Source organism: Gilvimarinus polysaccharolyticus, from assembly GCF_001187555.1.
GTDB classification, from domain to species: Bacteria; Pseudomonadota; Gammaproteobacteria; order Pseudomonadales; family Cellvibrionaceae; genus Gilvimarinus; species Gilvimarinus polysaccharolyticus.
The window spans coordinates 260,242-282,360 of sequence record NZ_LFIJ01000001.1 but is presented as its reverse complement, the minus strand read 5'-3'; the positions used below and the strand labels follow the sequence as shown (position 1 = coordinate 282,360).

21 protein-coding genes and 1 pseudogene are annotated in these 22,119 nt (G+C 52.1%); 10 read left to right on the top strand and 12 right to left on the bottom strand.

Annotated elements, in window-relative coordinates; genetic code table 11:
• Positions 1-66 precede the first annotated feature (66 nt).
• The 6 genes from rodA to GILYN3_RS01155 form a co-directional block, all read right to left on the bottom strand.
• Positions 67-1,212 (bottom strand): rod shape-determining protein RodA, encoded by a 1,146-nt coding sequence (gene rodA, locus GILYN3_RS01180; RefSeq protein ID WP_049721157.1) that lies wholly within the window; start codon positions 1,210-1,212, stop codon positions 67-69.
• Between the two features lie 8 nt (positions 1,213-1,220).
• On the bottom strand, positions 1,221-3,077 hold the full coding sequence (gene mrdA, locus GILYN3_RS01175; protein ID WP_049721156.1) for a penicillin-binding protein 2: 1,857 nt from the start codon (positions 3,075-3,077) through the stop codon (positions 1,221-1,223).
• A gap of 41 nt (positions 3,078-3,118) precedes the next feature.
• Positions 3,119-3,589, bottom strand: coding sequence for a 23S rRNA (pseudouridine(1915)-N(3))-methyltransferase RlmH (rlmH, locus tag GILYN3_RS01170; protein ID WP_049721155.1), 471 nt, complete (start codon positions 3,587-3,589; stop codon positions 3,119-3,121).
• Positions 3,590-3,596: 7 nt separating this feature from the next.
• Positions 3,597-3,938: a ribosome silencing factor gene (rsfS, locus tag GILYN3_RS01165; protein ID WP_049721154.1), complete on the bottom strand. Its 342-nt coding sequence runs from the start codon at positions 3,936-3,938 to the stop codon at positions 3,597-3,599.
• Positions 3,939-4,005: 67 nt separating this feature from the next.
• Positions 4,006-4,650 (bottom strand): nicotinate-nucleotide adenylyltransferase, encoded by a 645-nt coding sequence (nadD, locus tag GILYN3_RS01160; RefSeq protein ID WP_049721153.1) that lies wholly within the window; start codon positions 4,648-4,650, stop codon positions 4,006-4,008.
• Between the two features lie 42 nt (positions 4,651-4,692).
• The gene (locus GILYN3_RS01155; protein ID WP_049721152.1) at positions 4,693-5,958 is read right to left on the bottom strand and encodes a glutamate-5-semialdehyde dehydrogenase; all 1,266 of its coding nucleotides are present in this window, start codon (positions 5,956-5,958) and stop codon (positions 4,693-4,695) included.
• 341 nt (positions 5,959-6,299) lie between these two features.
• On the opposite strand from GILYN3_RS01155, the gene GILYN3_RS01150 reads away from it, so the two are divergent.
• From GILYN3_RS01150 to GILYN3_RS01140, 3 genes are read left to right on the top strand one after another with little or no spacing between them, the layout of a single operon-like run.
• Complete coding sequence (locus tag GILYN3_RS01150) at positions 6,300-6,590, top strand: PepSY domain-containing protein (RefSeq protein ID WP_049721151.1); 291 nt, start codon at positions 6,300-6,302, stop codon at positions 6,588-6,590.
• A 37-nt stretch (positions 6,591-6,627) separates the two neighbouring features.
• On the top strand, positions 6,628-7,320 hold the full coding sequence (locus GILYN3_RS01145) for a response regulator transcription factor (RefSeq protein ID WP_049721150.1): 693 nt from the start codon (positions 6,628-6,630) through the stop codon (positions 7,318-7,320).
• Position 7,321: 1 nt separating this feature from the next.
• Positions 7,322-8,686: an ATP-binding protein gene (locus GILYN3_RS01140; RefSeq protein ID WP_049721149.1), complete on the top strand. Its 1,365-nt coding sequence runs from the start codon at positions 7,322-7,324 to the stop codon at positions 8,684-8,686.
• A 5-nt stretch (positions 8,687-8,691) separates the two neighbouring features.
• Here the strand turns inward: GILYN3_RS01140 and galE are convergent.
• The 3 genes and pseudogenes from galE to GILYN3_RS01125 form a co-directional block, all read right to left on the bottom strand.
• Positions 8,692-9,723 (bottom strand): annotated as a pseudogene (gene galE, locus GILYN3_RS01135) (UDP-glucose 4-epimerase GalE).
• 164 nt (positions 9,724-9,887) lie between these two features.
• A complete protein-coding gene (locus GILYN3_RS01130) occupies positions 9,888-10,547 on the bottom strand; it encodes a TorF family putative porin (RefSeq protein ID WP_049721148.1) in 660 nt (219 codons plus the stop codon).
• Positions 10,548-10,811: 264 nt separating this feature from the next.
• Positions 10,812-11,693, bottom strand: a complete 882-nt coding sequence (locus tag GILYN3_RS01125; protein ID WP_049721147.1) for a DMT family transporter — start codon at positions 11,691-11,693, stop codon at positions 10,812-10,814.
• Positions 11,694-12,069: 376 nt separating this feature from the next.
• Between GILYN3_RS01125 and GILYN3_RS01120 the strand changes: the two genes are divergently transcribed.
• The 3 genes from GILYN3_RS01120 to GILYN3_RS01110 are packed head-to-tail and all read left to right on the top strand — an operon-like array spanning position 12,070 to position 15,044.
• Complete coding sequence (locus GILYN3_RS01120) at positions 12,070-13,311, top strand: multifunctional CCA addition/repair protein (protein WP_049721146.1); 1,242 nt, start codon at positions 12,070-12,072, stop codon at positions 13,309-13,311.
• On the top strand, positions 13,308-14,048 hold the full coding sequence (locus tag GILYN3_RS01115) for a pteridine reductase (protein WP_049721145.1): 741 nt from the start codon (positions 13,308-13,310) through the stop codon (positions 14,046-14,048). Before GILYN3_RS01120 ends, GILYN3_RS01115 begins: the two co-directional genes overlap by 4 nt.
• A gap of 30 nt (positions 14,049-14,078) precedes the next feature.
• Positions 14,079-15,044 (top strand): magnesium transporter CorA family protein, encoded by a 966-nt coding sequence (locus tag GILYN3_RS01110; RefSeq protein WP_049721144.1) that lies wholly within the window; start codon positions 14,079-14,081, stop codon positions 15,042-15,044.
• A gap of 77 nt (positions 15,045-15,121) precedes the next feature.
• On the opposite strand, the gene folK is transcribed toward GILYN3_RS01110, so the two are convergent.
• Genes folK through tsaD form a run of 3 tightly spaced genes read right to left on the bottom strand, consistent with a single transcriptional unit; the run spans position 15,122 to position 17,059 of the window.
• Positions 15,122-15,637 (bottom strand): 2-amino-4-hydroxy-6-hydroxymethyldihydropteridine diphosphokinase, encoded by a 516-nt coding sequence (folK, locus tag GILYN3_RS01105; protein WP_049721143.1) that lies wholly within the window; start codon positions 15,635-15,637, stop codon positions 15,122-15,124.
• Positions 15,634-15,993 carry a dihydroneopterin aldolase gene (gene folB / locus GILYN3_RS01100; RefSeq protein ID WP_049722500.1) on the bottom strand — a complete coding sequence of 120 codons (360 nt, stop codon included), beginning with the start codon at positions 15,991-15,993 and terminating at the stop codon, positions 15,634-15,636. The genes folK and folB overlap by 4 nt, the downstream gene beginning before the upstream one ends.
• A gap of 13 nt (positions 15,994-16,006) precedes the next feature.
• A complete protein-coding gene (tsaD, locus tag GILYN3_RS01095) occupies positions 16,007-17,059 on the bottom strand; it encodes a tRNA (adenosine(37)-N6)-threonylcarbamoyltransferase complex transferase subunit TsaD (protein ID WP_049721142.1) in 1,053 nt (350 codons plus the stop codon).
• Between the two features lie 240 nt (positions 17,060-17,299).
• Here tsaD and rpsU point away from each other — a divergent pair, with 240 nt between their 5' ends.
• The 4 genes from rpsU (at position 17,300) to rpoD (ending at position 22,106) form a co-directional block, all read left to right on the top strand.
• The gene (gene rpsU, locus GILYN3_RS01090; RefSeq protein WP_049721141.1) at positions 17,300-17,515 is read left to right on the top strand and encodes a 30S ribosomal protein S21; all 216 of its coding nucleotides are present in this window, start codon (positions 17,300-17,302) and stop codon (positions 17,513-17,515) included.
• A gap of 79 nt (positions 17,516-17,594) precedes the next feature.
• Positions 17,595-18,047, top strand: a complete 453-nt coding sequence (locus tag GILYN3_RS01085; RefSeq protein ID WP_049721140.1) for a GatB/YqeY domain-containing protein — start codon at positions 17,595-17,597, stop codon at positions 18,045-18,047.
• Between the two features lie 42 nt (positions 18,048-18,089).
• Positions 18,090-20,150: a DNA primase gene (gene dnaG / locus GILYN3_RS01080; RefSeq protein WP_049721139.1), complete on the top strand. Its 2,061-nt coding sequence runs from the start codon at positions 18,090-18,092 to the stop codon at positions 20,148-20,150.
• 147 nt (positions 20,151-20,297) lie between these two features.
• On the top strand, positions 20,298-22,106 hold the full coding sequence (gene rpoD, locus GILYN3_RS01075) for an RNA polymerase sigma factor RpoD (protein ID WP_049721138.1): 1,809 nt from the start codon (positions 20,298-20,300) through the stop codon (positions 22,104-22,106).
• The last annotated feature ends 13 nt before the right edge of the window (positions 22,107-22,119 follow it).

Here is a 22,119-nt window from a genome sequence, read left to right as displayed (position 1 = left end):
CGACAACTCAAAAACAAAGTGCCTCCCGAAAACTCATGTAATCAACAAAAGAATTAGACAACATCATTACCGAATCACCTTGCGCGGCTCGGTAGCAATTGCCATTAAAATACCGAAACCCGCCAATAAGGTAACGATTGATGTGCCGCCCTGACTCACTAGCGGCAAAGGCACCCCCACCACTGGCAGCAGTCCTGAAACCATGCCGATATTAACAAACACATAAACAAAAAACGTTAAAGTAATGCTCGCGGCCAGCAAACGTCCAAAGCTATCTTGCGCACGTACGGCTATCGTCATACCTCGCAACACCACCAACATATAAAGACTCAGCAAAATTAACACCCCAATCAAGCCAAACTCTTCGGCCAACACAGCAATGATAAAATCGGTATGCCCTTCAGGTAAAAAATTTAGATGTGATTGAGTGCCATGTAACCAGCCCTTACCCGGCACCCCGCCAGAGCCAATAGCCGTTTTGGATTGAATAATATTCCAACCCGCACCTAACCGATCATCCTCAGGATTAAGGAGTGTTAACACGCGCTTTTTTTGATAATCATGCAATACAAAGTGCCACAGTGGCCACAAGCTCGCCATTAATAGCGTTACTGCGGCCAAGATATAGCGCCATGATAGTCCAGCAAAAAATAACACCATCAACCCCGAGGCGGCCACCAAAATAGAGGTTCCTAGATCCGGTTGTTTAATAATAAGTACTGTCGGAACCGCCACCAATGCAAGCGTCCAAAATACATGTTTAAACACTGGGGGCAAGTGCCGCTGGCCAAGATAAGCGGCAATCGTCACAGGCATTGCCAACTTCATCACCTCTGAGGGCTGAAAACGAAAACCGCCTAGACTTAACCAGCGCTGCGCGCCTTTAGCACCCACCCCATGCAGCACCACCAGCACCAGTAACACCACCCCCAAAGCGTAAGCCCAGGGCGCCATACGCCGCATAAAATGCACAGGTACTTGAGCGGTTACCAGCATGGCGAAATAGGCCAATAAAAAATACACCCCCTGACGCTTTATGGTCGCCAAAGATTGATCGCTAGCGCTAAACAGCACCACCAACCCGCCGCTAGAAATAATAATCAGCAGCAGCAGCAACCAAAAATCAACATGCAAGCGCTGCTGCAATCGGTCACGTTTTCTCAGGGTGCGATCCGACTCGGGAAGACGACGTAAAAAATCTTGGCTGGGCACTGTGTGGGTTACTCCCGTAACTCGCCGTGCTCGTTTAAGAGCCACGCATCAAATACACGCCGGGCAATAGGTGCTGCGGCCCCCGAACCGGACTCGGCATTTTCGAGCAACACGGCTACTGCAATTTTAGGGTTATCCAGTGGTGCAAAACCTACAAATAACGCGTGATCTCGGTTGCGCTCACTCAGTGCATCCGAGTCATACTCAGCGTTTTGTGCAATCGCCACCACTTGTGCGGTACCGGTTTTGCCTGCCATTTTATACTTAGCGCCCTGGGCAATACGTTGCGCGGTGCCGTGTTTACCATGCACCACCTCAGCCATCGCCTCGATACCAAGTGCCATAATTGACTCTTCGACATCGACATTCTGATCGACGATAGGCGGGCGCGGCTCGCCAGCTATTGATGCTACTATTTGCGGTCTCAAACGCACCCCATGATGAGCGATGGTCGACACCATCGAAGCCAACTGCAACGGCGTTGCTAAGACATCTCCCTGACCGATAGAGACATTCAAGCTGTCACCCGGATACCAAGACTCTCCGCGAGCACCGCGCTTCCAATCCCGAGAAGGCCACAACCCTCGGCGCTCGCTGGGCAAATCAATATTGGTTTTTTCACCCAAACCAAACTGATCGCCAAAGCTATGCATTTTATCAATCCCCAGATTAAAACCGAGATCGTAAAAATAGACATCACAAGACTCGGCTATCGCCTGTTTTAAATCTACGTTGGGGCCATGCCCCCAACGCTTCCAATCACGATAGAGACGGCTACTGTCTTTAAGTTTGTAAAAACCTGGATCGTGTACCGTTGTCTCGGAGGTGATGACTTTATAATGTAGGCCCGCCATAGCGACCACCGGCTTTATCGTCGAACCCGGTGGATACTGGCCCTGCAAGAAACGATTAAACAAGGGCAAATCTTTAGATTGGTTGAGCTGGCGATAGTCTTTAAAACTGATACCGGTAACAAATAAATTAGCGTCAAAGCTTGGTGCACTGACCGCCGCCAACACACCGCCGGTTGCTACATCGATGGCCACCACCGCCCCGCGATGCCCATCAAGAGCAGCCATCGCCTCTTTTTGCAGCTCAATATCAGCGTGCAGAATAAGATCACTGCCGGGCTTAGGGTCGCCGCTGTCTAAAACACGCAATACTCGGCCGCGAGCATTGGTTTCTACGTTTTGGTAGCCCACCTCACCTAATAATTCAGGCTCATAAAAGCGCTCTAGACCTATCTTGCCAATCGAGTGTGTACCGCTATAACGCTGGTATTCATCGGGGTCAAATTCCGATAGCTCTTGTTCATTAATACGGCCAACATAACCTATTGAATGAGCAAACAAATCGCCCTCTGGATAGTGACGTACCAGCTGTGCGTGCACCTCAACACCATCTAGACGGAACTCATTAACCGCCAGCCGCGCAAGCTCGACCTCGGTCAAACCAAAACGCAATGGAACGGCATCAAATGGGCGGCGACGCTGACGCAGTTGGTCGTTAAACTTTTCAATATCGTTAGCAGAAATATCAACCAACGTAGCAAGAAATTCTAGCGTTTCGGCTAAATCAGACACTCGCTCGTGAACAATTGATAATGTGTAACTGGCACGATTTTCGGCCAACAGCTTACCGTTGCGGTCGTAAATTAAGCCGCGAGTAGGCGGGATGGGTAATACATGCACGCGATTGCGATCTGACTGAGTAACATAATCTTCGTGATGATCTACCTGCAACGAAAAAAAACGCAGCACCAAAATGCCCGTTAACAGCACAATTACGCCACCGGCAACCAGCGCGCGCGAAAAAAACAAACGCGCCTCACGGTGGTGATCTTTAAAGTGGCTTGCTTCGGACATAGATGGGTCAGATCCTACTCAGCACTCTCGGCGCCTTGGTATTATTTGTGATAAGGATGGTTATGCAAAATAGTCCACGCTCGATACAACTGCTCGGCAAGTACAATCCGCACCAGTGGGTGTGGCAAGGTTAGCGCCGACAGCGACCAACGCTGTTCGGCCAGTGCCAGCGCAGTGGGTGCCAATCCGTCTGGCCCACCAATCAGCAAGCTGACATGCCGGCCATCCATACGCCAACCCGCCAATTGCTCGGCCAACTGCTCAGTGCTCCAACTTTTACCTAATACATCCAGCGCAACGACTCGGTCGCCCTTGCCAATGGCGGCCCGAATCGCTTCAGATTCACGCTCCATGGCGCGCTGAATATCGCTATTTTTACCTCGCGGCGCTAACGGCAATTCAACCAACTCTAATTCAAGGTCGCCACGGGGCAAGCGCTTAACGTATTCGTTATAGCCATCTTGCACCCAACTGGGCATTTTACTGCCCACCGCAATTAATCTAACCCGCACCGCGAGACTAATCTTCTGTACGATTAGCCGGTGATACCGACCACAGCTTTTCTAAATCGTAAAACTCGCGCGCCTCTGGCAGCATAACGTGCAGCACGGTATCGCCGTAATCCACCAGTACCCAATCGCTCCCCTCTAAGCCTTCCGCGCCTAACGGTGCTTTATTGGCCTTTTTCGACTCTTCGATTACATGCACGGCCATCGAGCGAATATGACGGCTTGAGGTGCCGGTAGCGATAATCATGGTGTCCATCACATCGCTCTTACCACGCACATCGACTTCTGTAACATCGCGTGCTTTTAAATCGTCTAACGCTTCAAGGATAAGCGCATGGATTGAATCTGACATTGGTTACCTATTTATGTTTCGTAAATTACGTGTTGTAAAAACCCAAAAAAAGCGCGCGACCTAACGATCAATCTCGCGCTCTGTATAGTTGCTGTTCAGCAATATAACGGCGCACCGACTCTGGCAATAAATAGCGGGTAGACTGCCCCGCCGCCGTCAGCGCGCGAATTTCTGTGGCGCTAATATCGAGCGCCCGAATATTAAGGTGTGTCACCGCGCCCGCAGGTGCCAAAGCCAAAACCTCGACATCAGCTCGGTGCCGAGCATCAAACTCGGCCAGCTCGCCGACTGCTGGCAATTGATAACCAGGTCGGTCGATCACCAACAAATGCGCCAACTGTAAAAGCTCGCGCCAGCGGTGCCAACGGGTTAACCCGAGATAGGCATCTAACCCCATCACCAAACTCAGTGAGCAGTCAGCGCCATATTCATCGCGCAACTGAATCAAAGTGTCGACCGAGTAAGATGTACTGCCGCGCACCAACTCGCGATCATCCATTTGTAAGCTGGGGTTGCCGGCAATTCCCAACTCGACCATTTTCGCCCGACACACACTATCCACATCAGGTGTGGCGCGGTGCGTGGGGATATGACACGGCACCAGCCGCATTTCATCAAACCCGACCTGCTGCACTAAATCCAGCGCCAAACGCAAATGACCGTTATGCACCGGATTAAAGGTGCCGCCCAAAATGGCGATTTTTTTTCTCACAAGAAGCTATTCCGCCGCCAAAGCCCAAACATTACGCTCACGCTAGTGACGAATCTGGCCATCGCCAAATACAATCCATTTTTGCGAAGTTAACCCTTCCAACCCAACCGGACCTCGGGCGTGAATTTTATCGGTCGAAATACCAATTTCGGCACCCAAGCCATATTCAAACCCATCGGCAAAGCGGGTCGAGGCATTAATCATTACAGAGCTGGAATCCACCTCGGTAATAAAACGACGACCGCGGCTGTAATCTTCGGTAACGATAGCCTCTGTGTGCTGCGAGCTATAGCGGGCAATATGATCCATCGCCTCCTCCAGTGACTCGACCACTTTAATAGACAGCACTGGTGCCAGATACTCAGTCGCCCAGTCCTCGTCGCTGGCAGCTGTAGCACTAATAATCGCACAGGTTTTGTCGCAGCCGCGCAATTCCACGCCCTCGGCGCTAAAAGCGTCAGCTAAGCGCGGTAAGATGGCCTTGGCTACTGCGGCATCTACCAGCAAGGTCTCCATGGCATTACACACACCATAGCGATGAGTCTTGGCGTTTAATGCAATCGCGAAAGCTTTATCGAGATCGGCCTTGGCATCGATGTAGACGTGGCAAATACCATCTAAGTGTTTAATAACCGGCACCGAAGCTTCACTTGAGATACGTTCGATCAAGCCTTTGCCGCCACGCGGTACAATCACATCGACAAACTCAGGCATAGTAATCAGTGCGCCTACCGCCGCACGATCGGTGGTTTGCACCACTTGCACACAAGTTTCAGGCAAACCAACAGCGCTTAAACCACGAGCAATACAATCAGCAATAGCCCGATTAGAGTGAATCGCCTCGCTGCCGCCTCGCAAAATAGCAGCGTTGCCAGATTTGAGACACAGGCTTGCCGCATCGATGGTGACATTGGGGCGCGACTCGTAAATAATACCGACCACGCCCAATGGCATACGCATTTTACCCACTTGTATGCCACTCGGGCGGTAGCTCATATCGGTGATCTCACCGCAAGGATCTGGCAATGCCGCCACCTGCTGCAAGCCTTCGATCATGCCATCTATGGTGGCCGGCTTAAGCGCCAAACGATCGAGCAGTGCGGCATCTAGACCATTGGCACGACCGGCCGCTAAATCTTTAGCATTTTCAGCCGCCAGGGCCTCACGAGCAGTGTCTAGCTCATGCGCCATTGCGTGCAATGCGTCATTTTTAACCTTGGTACTCGCGGCGACCAACACTCTCGAGGCGGCGCGCGCTTGGCGTCCAACCTGGACCATATACTCTGCTACCGAAACCGTATCCACCATGGCGTAAACCTATCTCTTTAAATATGCTGCAAAATAGCGGCGATTATACCTGTTTACACACGGGTTTTGCGGGTTTTGCTGCAAACCAAGCATAATTACATACACCTTTTACACCGCCGAGTGATCTGTCGCCGCATAATTGCCACATTAGACACACCAGTGGTGTTATTTTCAGCACGGGTTCAGACTCGCCAAGTTATGCTTACACCTGATTCTTAACGGTCAGCCCCTAGCTTGACCGCCACAACACAGTCGAAAGCTGGCATCATTTTGCGAGCTTTCGGTGTAAGGGTAATGCACAGTACAATAGCTCCTCAAACTCACGGCTTTGACCTCAAATTATGACACGACTCTACTGCATCATCGCCGGCTTATTACTCGGCACCGCATTACCGGCCGCCGCCGCACATAAGCCCTACGCACACGGTGCCACAGTAGTAAGCGGCTCACAGTGCGCCATTGCCGCAGCCAAAGCGGGCCAGATCGCAAGCCGCTTGTACGGCGGTAAAGTGATTGGTGTAAAACAGGTAATCGCTCGAGGACGCACAGCGTTTCGGGTCAAGCTCCTACAGCCCAACGGCCGTATTCACTCAGTACTTATAGATGCCAACAGCGGCCAACCGCTCAAGTAGTCGCCAATCTAGCCACACAAGTAGGTAAAGAGAATTTATGCGCTTATTGATCGTCGAGGATGACACCGCACTGCGCACCGAACTGGTCCGCCAACTAACCGCCGAAGGTTACGCGGTAGACAGTGCAGCGGATGGCCGCGATGGCTTATTTATGGCAAACGAGTACGCCTACGATCTCGCGATTATCGATCTCGGCCTACCTCAAATTGACGGCATAAGCTTAATTACCCAACTGCGTAAAAGCGGCCGTGACGCGCCTATTTTAGTGTTAACCGCTCGCGACGCATGGCAAGACAAAGTCAAAGGCTTAGAGGCCGGCGCCGATGACTATCTCACCAAACCGTTTCACCCCCAAGAGTTACGCGCACGCATCCAAGCACTGCTACGCCGCGCCCACGGCGCCGCTCAAAACCGACTAGAATTTGCCCCCTTAGTCATCGATACCGACGCCAAAACGGTGACCCTTAAAGAGCAGCCTATCGAGCTCACCAGCTACGAATACAATACGCTGCTGTACTTAGCGCTCAACGCCGGTAAAACATTATCCAAAACCGAGCTAACCGAGCATCTATACGCTCAAGATTACGATCGCGACAGCAATGTGATCGAGGTATTTATCGGCCGGCTGCGCAAAAAACTCGACCCTGACGGCAGTCTCGCCCCCATCAGCACCCTGCGTGGTCTGGGGTATCGCTTTAACCTCCCCCCCAGCCCTGCTCAGCCTCAATAACATGGCGCGTGCCACACTTAAGTCGCGCTTATTGATCGGCTCACTGCTGGTGTTGCCGATCGTGCTTATGATTGCCGGAGCCGCACTCGACCGCGCCTACCGCCACAGCCTAGAAGCCTCCGAGCAAGTGCGGCTAGAGCGTTACTTTTATTTACTGTTTAGCCTTGCCGAGCTCAGCTCCAACCCTACCGGTGCACGCCTGCAACTGCCTGGCACCCTAATAGAGCCCGACCTTGAACAAAACACCTCGGGCATTGCCGCGTTTGTGTACAACACCCAAGGCAGCTTAGTCTGGCGCTCTAACTCCAGCCAGCTACTCAGCCCCGCACCAAGCTTTGCAGATTTCTCACCCCAGTGGCGCCCTGGGCAAATGCACTTTCAGCGCAGTAAAATCGGCAATGAGCACTACTTTTTCGCACAATTTGACACGTTATGGGAGGACGAGCACAGCGCCACGCACCCGTTTCGATTTGCCCTACTGCACGACACTAAAAGTTTTCAGCTAGCGCTAGTTGCTTATCGCACTCAGCTTTGGCAAGGTTTAGGGTTGGTCGCGCTGGTATTGCTGGCCACTCAAATATTACTCACCGGCTGGGCACTTGCACCTTTAGCGCGCTTAGCGCAGTCTTTAGGACTGATGCGCAGCGGCGTTAGTCAAACCTTGATTGGCAACTACCCACATGAAATCCAACAAGTAATAGACCGACTTAACGAAGTATTAATGCGTGAAACTCAACTGCGTAGCCGCTATCGCAACCGAGTTAACGATTTAGCACACAGTCTTAAAACCCCACTGGCGGTCCTAAAAGCCACCAGCGATAGAGAAGACTACCAACAACACATCAACGAGCAGGTAGAACGCATGGAAAAAGTCGTCCGATACCAACTGCAAAAGGCAGTTAGCGAACATGCCGGTAGCGGTACACAAATACCACTGCGTCACACGCTAGAGCGGTTAACCGAGTCGCTCAAAAAAATCTATCGAGATAAAGGCCTAAGCATAAATCTCGACGTACCTGAGAATATTGCGTTTGTGGGAGATGAAGAAGACTTAATGGAGCTAGCAGGCAACTTATTAGACAACGCCTGCAAATACGGCAAAGGCACCGTTACCGTTACCGCGCGTTTAAACCAGCAGCTACTCACCATGCAAGTAGACGATAATGGCCCCGGCATTGCCGCCACCGCACGCAGCAGTTCACTCGAGCGCGGCCAACGGCTCGACACTGCAATGCCAGGCCAAGGGATTGGTTTAGCCGTATGCGCTGACATTGCCTGCAATTATGGCGGCAAGCTCACTATTGACCACTCGCCGCTGGGCGGCGCGCGCTTTGAGCTAGCACTGCCCGGCGCCGTCATCGTATAACCACACTACAGATACCCATCGGGATTATTGCTCTGCCAGCGCCAACTATCTTGCATCATTTGCGTTAAATCGCGCTTGGCCTGCCACCCTAGCGCCACGCTCGCGTAGCTCGAGTCAGCAAAGCAAATAGCAATATCACCCGGTCGGCGGGGCATCAGCTTGTAGGCAAGGGGTTTACCGCAGGCCTGCTCAAACGCCCGCAGTACATCCAGCACCGAATAACCAATACCCGTACCTAAGTTGTAAGCGCGACAGCCCGCCGCCTGTGGCAAAGAGGTGGTCAGCGCCGCCACATGGCCTGCGGCCAGATCTACCACATGAATATAATCCCGCACGCCAGTGCCGTCTGGCGTGGGGTAATCGTCGCCAAACACCTGTAAAAATGGCCGTTTACCCACCGCCACCTGCGCCACGTAAGGTACTAAATTATTCGGTATCCCCGCCGGGTCTTCCCCAATGCGACCACTCTCATGCGCTCCCACAGGGTTAAAGTAACGCAACAACGAAACCTTCCAGCGTGACTCGGGCGCAGCGCACGCGTCCTCCAACATTTGCTCAATCATTAATTTGCTACGCCCGTAAGGGTTGGTCGCACTGCGCGGAAAACGCTCATTGATAGGCACGCTAGCAGGATCGCCATACACAGTGGCCGATGAGCTAAAAATTAAATTCCATACCTCAGCCGCCGCCATCGCCTCGCATAAAGTTAAGGCGCCAGCTACGTTGTCTCGGTAGTAGCTCAGAGGGATTTGAGTAGACTCACCCACCGCTTTTAACCCAGCAAAATGCATCACTGCTTGGATTTTATGTCGGCCAAATACATCCGCCAATCCTGCTCGGTCATTTATATCCAGTTGATACAGCGCGGGGCGCGTACCGGCCAACTCAGCGATCCGATCCACAACCTACGGTTTACTGTTGCAAAAATTATCGACAATAATCGGGGACAATCCCGCCTCGATCAGCGCCACACACACATGGCTACCAATATAACCGGCGCCGCCGGTCACTAAAATCTCCGCCCCCACATAAGACATGCCCACACTCCGTAGCCAGACCAAATGAAAGGGATTATGGCATATTGACCGCAAAGAAAAGCAGAAAGTAACAGACGAAAAAAAGGGGCAAACCGAAGTTTGCCCCTACAGCATCATATCGCTGTCATACCTGTTAGCGAAACAGATTCTTTTTTCTGGCCGCCTTAGAACTCAATAGGCAGGCTCAGAGAAACTATAAATTTCACGTCGTCATCGTACGAGCCATCTACATCGTCAACTACTTTACCAATGGTAAAGCTCAAGTTGTCGTTAAAAGCATAGCCCAAATCAACGTGAGACAAATCATCTTCATGCAAACCGTAAGTCACACTAAACTTATCAAAAGTTGCGCCAACAGTGGTGTACCAGTAATCATCCAGATCTTCCAGACCGTGATAATAAGTCACTGCAACCGGACCATAACCAAGCGAGACAACCGCCTCGGTTAAGTCACCCAGATCAGGTGAACCATCAGAGCCGTCAACATTGTTAGGAGCGCTAGGATAGTTGTAGTTCCACAAGCTTACGTCATAAGTAAAGCTACCGGCCTCACCACCATAGCCTACAAACAAATCGTACTCAGTTCCCGCAGACGCATCACCAGATGATCCCCAAACACCGCCGTAGAATCCACCGCTGCTAACACTAATGTCGCCAGAAATGGCCGGATCGCCATTGCCCAAATCAAGACCGCGCCAGTAGTACATGTTTGCAGCACCTACTGATGCCGATACTTCAGCATTGGCAACCGGTGCAAATGCGCTCAACGCGATAGCTGACGCTGCGACAGCACTAGCCAGTAATTTTTTGTTAATCATTTTCATGGAATCTTCCTCTAGTTTCTAATGGCAACTGTTTTTAAGGTGGCTCCCGATTCTTGTGTTGGAGTCCCGTAGCTGTCGATGGCTTACCGAACAAGCTTATCGGACTAATAGCGAAGACCGAGCCAACTTGTAAATACCATTAAAAAACAATAGGTTAAGATAAAATGAAGAAGAAAAAGCAAAATCAAAATAAACTCAAGAGCACCACGCTTGTGCAGTGATTAGAGCCTTGCAAGCACTTAGCACCAATCTAGCGCAGTAACCTCAAGTCAGTTTTGGGCGGCGCAAAAATGCAACCACATCGAGATACATGATCAGCGCTAAAAACACCAAAACAGTGCCAACTGCAGCCTCTACACTCAAACGCTCCCCCGCCAATAAAGCACCACTACCAAGCGCGAGTATCGGTGTCATTAACGTAATCAAAGACACCACCGAGGGCGATAACCGCGACAACACAAAGAAGAACAATGTAAACCCTAATAACGAGCCGCACAGCGCCAAATAAACCACCGCCGCCACCGCCTGAGTGGGCAGCTGCGGCATGGGGGCGCCGGCCAGCCACCAAAACGTTATAAGCCCAGGCATCGCAAACAACAACGCACCGGTGGTTTGATTAAACGCATCCACACTCGTGCGCCGCGCTTTAAGCAATACACTACTGCTGGAAAACAATACGCAAGAGCCTAAGATTCCCACAATGCCAATAGCCGCATCACTGTCTAACGCCAATTGGCTACGGAAAATCACCGCCAAACCCAACACCGCCAACACCAAGGCACATAAACGCCGCCGATTAAATGGGTTATCTTTAAGAATAATCATCGACAACACCCCAGTCACAAAAGGCGACAGCGCAAACAGCACGGCTATCAAACCCGAGGGAATAAACTGCGCCGAGTAATACACCAGTGGCATATTGGGAAATAGCCCGATCGAGGCGATAAAATAAACGTGGCTGGCTCCAGGCCGATCAAACAAACGCCGCCCTAAAACCGCGTTAATCATTAATGCGACAAGCAGCGCCAACAACATGCGTGACAATACCGCCACCGTAAAATGGCCTGTACCATTACTCCAAACGATCGCGAGTGGTGTAGTACCCCAAATAAGCACGACAAAAACATAAGCAATTAACACCGGCATGGATTTTTCCTCATAGCAGCCAGTCGCCCCATACGTAGGAGCGATTCGCCGCTGCACTGCCACCAAAAGCCTTAAACAAAAAAGGCCGCAGTGAAATGCTGCGGCCTTTAAGAGTCAGTGTGTTATTAATGAATCAATTTAACACTTAGCTACCCGCTTCTTAGCGCAACAAACTGCCGCCACCGCCAGCCAAACTCGGCGCGGTGCAGTGCGGACAAACATTGCGATTAACAGAAGTAACATAAAAAGTTTCATCAATAGATTAAGTGCTTAACTCTACCCTTAAGGCGTATGGCAAACAAGCATAATACGCGCATTTAATAAAGAAATTGTCTAACATGGAGCCTCTATAAAAAAACAATGGGCACGTAATCTCATGCAAGTGTATTTAGTGGGCGGCGCGGTACGCGATAAACTGTTGGGTTATCCCTATCACGAGCGCGACTGGGTGGTGGTAGGTGCCACCCCCGAGGCGCTGCTGGCCAAAGGATTTACCCCGGTAGGCAAAGACTTTCCGGTATTTTTACACCCCACCACAAAAGAGGAATACGCCCTCGCCCGCACCGAGCGCAAAACCGCTCCGGGCTATACCGGCTTTGCGTTTCATGCCAGCCCCGATGTCAGCCTCGAAGAGGACCTAATCCGTCGCGACCTGACTATCAACGCTATCGCCGAGGACGAACAAGGCCAGTTGTTTGACCCCTTTAATGGCGCACAGGATATTCGCGATAAAAAACTGCGCCATGTCTCCGACGCTTTTAGCGAAGATCCTGTGCGCATCTTGCGCATCGCTCGGTTTGCCGCACGCTACCATCACTTAGGGTTTACCGTTGCCAAAACTACCACCGATTTAATGCGCTCGATGGTCGAGGCCGGTGAAGCCGATCATTTAGTCGCCGAGCGCGCATGGAAAGAAATGTCTCGCGCGTTAGGCGAGCGCAACCCCGAGGTGTTTTTTCAGGTGTTGCGAGCTTGCGGCGCTTTAGCAAAAATTTTACCCGAACTCGATCAGTTATTTGGCATTCCGCAACCGCCCCAACATCACCCTGAAATCGACACGGGCGTACACAGTTTAATGGTGCTGCAACAAGCTTGCTTATTATCAGACGACACCTGCGTACGCTTTGCCGCTCTGGTGCACGACCTAGGCAAAGGCAAAACCCCAGCTGACAACTGGCCTCGCCATATCAATCACGAGCAGTTAGGTTTGCCAGTAATTAAAGCCTTGTGCAAAAGACTCGCGGTACCCAATGAGTGTCGCGACCTCGGCCTGCTGGCAGCGCAATTCCACACCCATGTCCATCGCGCTTTTGAGTTGCGCCCAGACACCCTACTCAAACTCATCAAACAAACCGATGCCCTGCGCCGCCCCGAGCGGTTTGCACAATTGCTGCTAGCCTGCGAAGCGGACTCTCGTGGGCGCACCGGCTTTGAGCAGTGTGACTATTCGCAACCACAATACCTACTGCGCGCCCTTGAGCTGTGCCAACAGGTAGATGTTAAAACGTTAGTTGCCAGCGGCTTACAGGGGCTTGAGTTGGGCGCAGCGATAGATGCCGAACGCCTGCAACGACTTAAAGAGCTACAGCAACAACAGCGTAAGGATCAAACCCAATGAGCGCACCCGTAGTATTGATTACCGGCGGAGCCCGCCGTATAGGCGCCGCAACCGCACGTCGCTTACACGCTAAAGGTTGGCGAGTGCTGGTGCATTACCGCTCATCCAGCGCAGAGGCCAAACAACTGGCCGCCGAGCTTAATGCGCTGCGAGCCGAATCGGCCTTAACGTTAGCGGCCGATTTAACCCAACCCAGCGAGCTCGAGGCGTTAGCGCACTCGGCAAGTCATCACTGGGGGCGCCTAGATGCCCTAATCAACAACGCCTCTACCTTTTATCCAACGCCCATCGGCAGCGCTACCGAGCAACAATGGGACGACCTTATGGGCAGCAATTTAAAAGCGCCGTTCTTTTTGGCGCAGCACTTAGCCTACGCACTCAAAAAAACCTCTGGAGCGATTATCAACATAGCCGACATTCATGCCGACCGCCCGCTTAAGCAACACACTTTGTACTGCCTTGCCAAAGCCGGCAACGTCATGCTGACTAAATCGTTAGCCCGCGAGCTGGCCCCAGATGTACGCGTCAACGGCGTCGCACCAGGGGCTATTTTATGGCCTGAAGATAACGCAACACTAGATGCCGACGCCAAAGCCGCTATTGTCGATAAAATTGCCCTAAAACGCGCCGGCGCAGCCGATGATATCGCCCGCACCATTGATTTTTTATTAACCGATGCGCCCTACATTACCGGCCAAATTCTCGCCGTAGACGGCGGCCGCACTCTCAGTAACTAACGCGCCCTCAGCTACGCAAAGGAAATCAGCATGATAAAAACACTTTTATTAACAGACGATGGACAAGTGCAGCGCGGCGGTATCGAGCAAATAGACCTGTGGCGCAAGGACGACAACACTTATTTGTGGATTGATATCGAAAGCGAAGATGTCGACGATGAGAAAGACCTGCTACTGGAGCAAGGCTGCCACCCACTGGCTATTGAGGACGCGCAGCGTAAACGTCACCCACCTAAGACCGAAACCTTCGACAACCATGTGCTGATTCGCTACAGCGGCATTACCGATTTTGACGAAGACCTGAACATCAACCAAGTCCCTATTGCGCTTTTTGTTGAGCCGCGCTGTTTAATTAGCATTCACCAAGGACGCTCTGTCAGTGTCGAAAAAAACTGGGCCAATCCCGAGATAGCACTACTGCGTAAACCGGCAATGCTGGCGGTACGTGTTATGCATTACTCGGTGGGGCGCTACCTAGATGTTGTACTCACCTTTGAAGCGCGCATTAATGACCTAGAAGACTTAATGCAAGAGCGCCCTAACGACGAGCTAATGCGCACCTTAATCGCCTTTAAATCGCGCTTGCGTAAACTAAAACGTACCTTCAATTACCACGAGCGAGTAGCTGCAAGTTTGCTGCACGAGACCCCAGATATATTTATTCAGCAATCACCCGACACCGGACACGCGCTGCAAGACTTGTTTGACCGCAGCGAGCGAGTCAACAGCTTAACCGCAATGTACTACGAAATTTGTGGCGACTTAATCGAAGGTTATTTATCTCTTTCATCGCATACCCTAAATAACACCATGCGAGTATTAACGGTTATTACCGCGATATTTGTGCCGTTAACGTTTATTGCCGGCATTTACGGCATGAACTTCGAGTACATTCCCGAACTGCAGTTTCGCTACGGTTATTTTATTGCGATGGGGTTAATGGCAACGATGGGCGCAGTATTGCTTGGGGTATTTAGAAAGCTGCGCTGGCTATAAACGCAGGTTTTGAGCGTATTTGGTAGGGGCACACAGCTCTAAGACTGACCACAAGCCTTAGAGCCAAAGTTATGCCATCAATAACTGCAAGGCAGCGCCATATCACGCCAGTTAAAATCAACTGGCCACAGTTTTTGTCGTGTTTTATCGTAAGCGTGCCACAGCTCGGCATAGGTTTTGCCAAGTTGTGGGTGTTTCAGCTCAGGGGCAAGCTCAGCCAAAGGCTGTAACACAAAGGCGTTTTTGTTAATTTCGTCTCGCGGCAGCTCTATACCCGCCGTGGTGCCAACAAAATCACCGTAAAGCAAAATATCAATATCTAAGGTACGCGGACTAAATTTAGGACCGTCGCGGTTGCGATCATTGTCGTCCTCAATTTGCTTGAGCCGCGCAGACAACTCGGTAATATTTAACCCGCTGTAAACTCCCACCACTAAATTTAAAAAGTGACTGCCTTCAAAGCCCACCGATTCACTCTCATAAACAGTAGACACATCCAACCCACCAAACTCATCGGCCAACGCTTCCAGCGCCGCGGTAATGTGTCGATAACGCTCGATATTACTGCCCAAACTTAAGTACACAGGCTTCATGCCGGCTTATCTCCACGCTCAATAATCAAGCCCACATCCCGTGCGCCGCGCAATGCACCCGGCTTACTCAAGCGCAAACGCAACCAAGGCACAGCAAACTCTTCCTGCACTAACGCGGCAATCTCTTCGGCAAGCGACTCCACCAATAGTGCATCGCGTTGCTCAACGTAAGCGATAATCCGCTTTGAAACCGCTTTATAATTTAGCGCGTAGGCAATGTCATCGGTTTTGGCTGCTCGGCGGATATCGCTCGCCATCTCAATATCAAGACTCACGGTTTGACGCACTTGGCGCTCCCAGTCGTAAATCCCAATAATGGTTTGAATCTCAAGGTCGCGAATATAAACAATGTCCATGGTGGCCTCTTTATTAGCGGTTGTCTGCGGCGGGGGCATCAAGTGGCGGCAAGGTGTCCAGCGGCCAGCGCGGACGCACATTCACCGCCAACGGCTCACACTGCCCAGCAGCCAAACGTTGGGCACCGGCGTAGGCAATCATCGCGCCATTGTCGGTACAGAATTCGTGACGCGCATAAAACACTTCGGCGCTCATTTTGGCTAACGCCGCTTCCAGCTCGACGCGCAACTGAGTATTGGCCGACACGCCGCCGGCGATCACCAAACGCTTTAAATTGTGCGCCTGTAACGCGCGACGACATTTAATAACCAAGGTTGAGACAACGGCCTCTTGAAACGCATAGGCAATATCCGCCGAGGTTTGGTCATCCGGCAAACCATCGGCAGTGGCGTGCGCGGCCACGGTATTTAAAGTGTAGGTTTTTAAGCCACTAAAACTAAAATCAAGCCCGGGGCGATCGACCATCGGGCGCGGAAAAGTAAAGCGGCCAGCAGTGCCACGCTCGGCCAAGCGCGCAATTTGCGGCCCACCGGGGTAATCTAAATCGAGCATTTTAGCGGCTTTATCAAATGCTTCGCCGGCGGCATCATCGAGCGACTCGCCCAATAATTGGTAGTGGCCGATGCCTTCGACTTTGACCAGTTGCGTATGGCCACCAGAGACCAGCAACGCCACAAACGGAAACTCCGGTGGATTATCCTCTAGCATAGGCGCCAACAGGTGGCCCTCCATATGATGCACACCCACCGCCGGCACATCCCAAGCAAAGGCCAACGCACGGCCAACGCTAGCACCCACCATTAACGCCCCCACCAAGCCTGGGCCGGTGGTGTAAGCAATACCATCGATCTCCTCGGCAGCACAATCGGCATCGGCCAGCACTTGGCGAATCAGAGGCAGTATTTTACGCACGTGATCGCGCGAGGCGAGTTCCGGCACTACACCACCGTATTCGGCGTGCACAGCCACCTGCGAGTATAAATCGTGGGCCAAAAGCCCGCGCTCGGTGTGGTAAAGGGCTAAGCCCGTTTCATCGCAAGAGGTTTCTATGCCCAAAACCAACATGGGTTTGCTCACAACAGATTCTCAGTAGTCGTCAATAAATTAGTGTCGCACAGGACATTTGGGTCGCTATCATATAGACCGCGCGCAACTGGGGCCAGCAAGCGACACAAAAACTCACGCAATTAAACAAAAAATCGCGTCGGGCGCTTGCAGGCCGATAGATTAGTCGTTAGAATCTGCGCCCCTTAGAACTCGAGTCATTTATAGGGCCGCGGGCCTTTATTAACCAAAGGTAAAGACATGCCTTCAGTAAAACTTAAAGAAAACGAGCCGTTTGACGTTGCTCTACGTCGCTTCAAGCGTTCTTGCGAAAAAGCAGGTGTTTTGGCAGAAGTTCGCAGCCGCGAATTTTACGAGAAGCCCACAGCTGTTCGTAAGCGCAACATGGCCGCTGCCGTTAAACGTCACGCCAAAAAAGTACAGCGCGAATCACGTAAGTTTCAGCGCCTGTATTAATGGCGCCTATTGCTAAGCCGTAACCGGCTTAGCAATAGCCAGCTTCGGCTGCAAGCTCACTAAAAGATAGGGTCTATTTATGGCAGCATCTGCAATGAAAACCCGCATCAATGACGAGCTGAAAACCGCCATGCGAGCCAAAGAAAAGGCGCGCGTGGCTGTTTTGCGTCTGGTGATGTCAGAATTCAAACGAATCGAGGTCGATGAACGCGTCGAGCTTGATGACGCTCGCATACTTGTCGTTTTAGATAAAATGCTAAAACAGCGTCGCGACTCTATTGCTCAGTTTGACGACGCCGGACGCACTGAGCTGGCCGACCAAGAACGCTCCGAGATTGTAATCATCCAAGAGTTTATGCCTCAGCCTTTAAGTGCCGCCGAACTCGACGACATTATTACCAAAGCCGTTAGCCAATCTGGCGCCAGTGAAATGCGCGATATGGGTAAAGTTATGGGCCTGATCAAGCCGCAGGTGCAAGGTCGTGCCGACATGGGCGATGTCAGCCGCCGAATTAAAGCGAGCCTAGGCTAATAAGGCTATCGCCGCCGATCATAAAGCGGCTAAAATCCCTCTATGAGCCGCATCCCCCAGTCTTTTATTGACGAACTGTTAGACCGCGTCGACATCGTCGAGGTGGTAGATCACCGCGTCAAACTAAGAAAGACCGGCAAAAACTACAGCGCCTGCTGCCCATTTCACGACGAAAAAAACCCCTCGTTTACCGTAAGCCCCGACAAACAGTTTTTTTACTGTTTTGGCTGCGGCGCCAGCGGTAATGCGGTGGGCTTTTTAATGGATTATGAGCGCACCGGGTTTCCCGAGGCGGTTGAACAACTCGCCCACCTGTGCGGCATGGAAGTTCCCCGCGAAGAGCAAAAGCCCGAGGCCACGCGTCAAGAACGACTGCGCAAGCGACTCTACGAGCTGCTAGAGAAATCCAACGATTTCTACCAAGAGCAACTGCGCCAACACCCCGGCAAAAGCAAAGCCATCGACTACCTCAAAGGTCGCGGCCTAGACGGTCAAATCGCCCGCGACTACGGTGTCGGCTATGCCCCACCCGGCTGGGACAACCTACTCAAAGCTCTGGGCACCAATGGCGATAATCGCGACGGCTTACTAACGGCCGGAATGCTGATTCAACCCGAAGACTCTGACCGACTATACGATCGATTCCGCCATCGTATTATGTTCCCAATTCGCGACACTCGCGGACGAGTCATCGGCTTTGGCGGGCGAGTACTGGACGACAGCAAACCCAAATACCTCAACTCGCCCGAAACCCCAGTGTTTCATAAAGGCCGTGAGCTTTACGGACTACACGAAGCACGCCAAGCCTACCGCAACCTGCCCCGCCTACTGGTAGTCGAAGGCTATATGGACGTGGTCGCACTGGCGCAATTTGGCATTCGCTACGGCGTCGCGACACTTGGCACCGCTTGCGGAGAAGAACACCTAGAGCGAGCGTTTCGCTACACCAGCGAAGTCGTTTTTTGTTTTGACGGCGATAACGCCGGCCGTCGAGCGGCCACCCGAGCCCTTGAAGCATCACTGCCGGCCATGACCGACGGACGCCAGGTGAAGTTTTTGTTTTTGCCCGACGGCGAAGATCCAGACACCCTAGTGCGTCAAATCGGCCCAGAGAAATTTGAAAACCTGATCGACATGGGCGTGCCCCTAGAAGATTACTTATTTGACGCCGCCGCCGAAGGCATCAATATTCGCACCATGGAGGGCCGCGCTCACTTAAGTAAACGCGCCGCGCCACTACTGGCCAAGCTACCTAAAGGCGTGTTTCGCGAATTAATGTTTGAGGCGCTGGCCACACGCACCGGCTTAAACCGCACCACCCTCGAGGAGCTAGTAGACACCCCCGAGCCGCTGCCATCACAACAAGAGCCCGAGCCACAAAGCCACCCCGCCCGGCAAGAACCCAGTATCCAGCCCGAGCGTTTAACCCGCGAATCACCAACGCACGATGCCGCCCCAGAATACTGGCCTGACGACACCCAAAGTGAGCCGCCCAGCTATCACGAACATGACATCCCCGTCGACTACGACGATTTTGAATCACTGCCGGCTAGCGCTTACGACGATATACCCGAGCCTAAACTCGATAACGAGCCAACCAGCAGTGTTAGCGCCAAACGCAGCAGTCAATATTTGATGCAAGCCCACACAAAAGCCATCGCTTTATTACTGGCCCACCCTACACTGGCAGCCGAGGCCCCCGACCACGATGCATGGCTAAGCCAAAACAACGGCGAACTACGCCAACTAGGTCGCCTACTTAAATTGCTGCACGAGCGCAGCCATTATCAGCTGTCTCATATTCTGGGGCACTGGCGCGCCAACTACGGGCCGGACGAGACTGAAAAGCTCGCCGCCATTGCCGGACACGACATGCTGCGCGCCGCAGCGCACCTAAGCCGGCCAAAGGATGAGCGCAGCGAAGTCATCGAATACGACCTAAGCGCCGCCTTTTCCCACTGTCTAGAAAAAGCCCGCAACTTACTGCACGAACCCAGTCGCGAACGCGCCCTAGCCAAATTACGCAGCAGCGACTGCCGCAAACTGAGTCGCGCCGAAAAAGAGGCACTGGTCGCCGAAGCGCTCGGACAAAAACTACACTAAACTCACCAAGCCTAAACCTACGCACCATTACCGCACCAAATCGCGTTAATATCCGCGCATTTTCACCGTTCACCTAGCATCTAACTCATGCTTTACGGTATAATCCCGCGCTTGCTTTTTTAACCGCTACGTTTTACAGGGTCCATAATGGCTGACGACGCTAAACAGCAACAGTCTCGAATCAAAGAGCTTATCGCCCGAGGTAAGGAACAAGGTTATTTAACCTATTCCGAGGTGAACGATCACCTACCAGAGGACATCTCCGATCCAGATCAGGTCGAAGACATCATTCAAATGATCAACGACATGGGTATTCGGGTGTTTGAACAAGCCCCCAATGCCGATGACCTGTTGATGGCGGATGGCGATTCCTCTGCCGATGAAATCGCTGCGGCAGAAGCTGCGGCAGCACTCGCCGCGGTTGAAACCGAAGCCGGTCGCACCACCGACCCAGTGCGCATGTATATGCGCGAAATGGGCACCGTTGAGCTGCTAACCCGGGAAGGCGAAATTGCCATTGCCAAACGTATCGAAGAGGGTGTGCGCGAGCTGATGCACGCCATCGCCTACTGGCCAGGATCTGTTCAGGCCATTTTAACCGAATACGAAATGGTCGAAAAAGAAGAGCGCCGCCTGGCTGACGTCATCATCGGTTGGCTCGACCCCTCGGACGAGATCCCCACCGCCGGCGCACCCGCCGCGGCAAAAAAAGAGGATGGCGACGAAGAGGACGAAACACCTACGGGCGTTGATCCCGATGAGGCAAAAGAGCGTTTTGGCGCACTGAAAAAACAGTTGGCCAAAGCCGAAAAGGTTATCGAGAAAAATGGTCGTGACAGCAAACAAGCCGATAAAGAACTCGACGCCCTAGGCGAAATCTTCAAGTTCTTTAAGCTTCCGCCACGCCAGTTTGAACCCGTTTACGTTAACGTGCGCAACATTCTTGACCGCGCTCGCCGCGAAGAACGCGCTATTATGGAACTGTGTATTCGCAGAGCCAAAATGCCGCGTAAAACCTTTATTAAAGAGTTTCCTGGCAACGAGTCTAACGACCAGTGGATCAGCGAAATTATTGCCAAAAAGCGCGATTACTCTGAGGCCTTAAAAACCTACGAGCCAGAAATCGCTCGCGCCCAACGCAAATTAAATCAAGTAGAAGTCGAAAGCGGCTTACCGCTTAGCACCATTAAAGAAATTAACCGTCGCATGTCCATCGGCGAAGCCCGGGCACGTCGCGCCAAGAAAGAAATGGTTGAAGCCAACCTGCGCTTGGTAATTTCTATTGCGAAAAAGTACACCAACCGCGGCCTGCAGTTCTTGGATCTAATCCAAGAAGGCAACATCGGCCTAATGAAAGCCGTTGATAAGTTTGAATACCGTCGTGGTTACAAATTCTCGACCTACGCCACCTGGTGGATTCGTCAGGCCATCACCCGCTCGATTGCGGATCAGGCTCGCACCATTCGTATCCCCGTGCACATGATCGAGACTATCAACAAACTCAATCGTGTATCGCGCCAGATGCTTCAGGAAATGGGCCGCGAACCCACCCCCGAAGAGTTGGGCGAGCGCATGGAAATGCCAGAAGATAAAGTTCGCAAGGTGCTGAAAATCGCCAAAGAACCTATATCGATGGAAACACCTATCGGTGACGATGAAGACTCGCACTTGGGCGACTTTATTGAAGACAGCACCATCGTCTCACCAGTAGAGTCTGCCACCAGTGTTGGCTTAACCGAGTCTACTCGTGAAGTGCTCTCGGGCCTTACCGCTCGCGAAGCAAAAGTACTGCGCATGCGCTTTGGTATCGACATGAACACCGACCACACCCTTGAGGAAGTGGGCAAACAGTTCGACGTTACTCGTGAGCGTATCCGTCAGATCGAAGCCAAAGCCTTACGCAAATTGCGTCATCCTTCGCGCTCCGATCACCTGCGCAGCTTTTTAGACGAATAGGGTTTTAATTTAG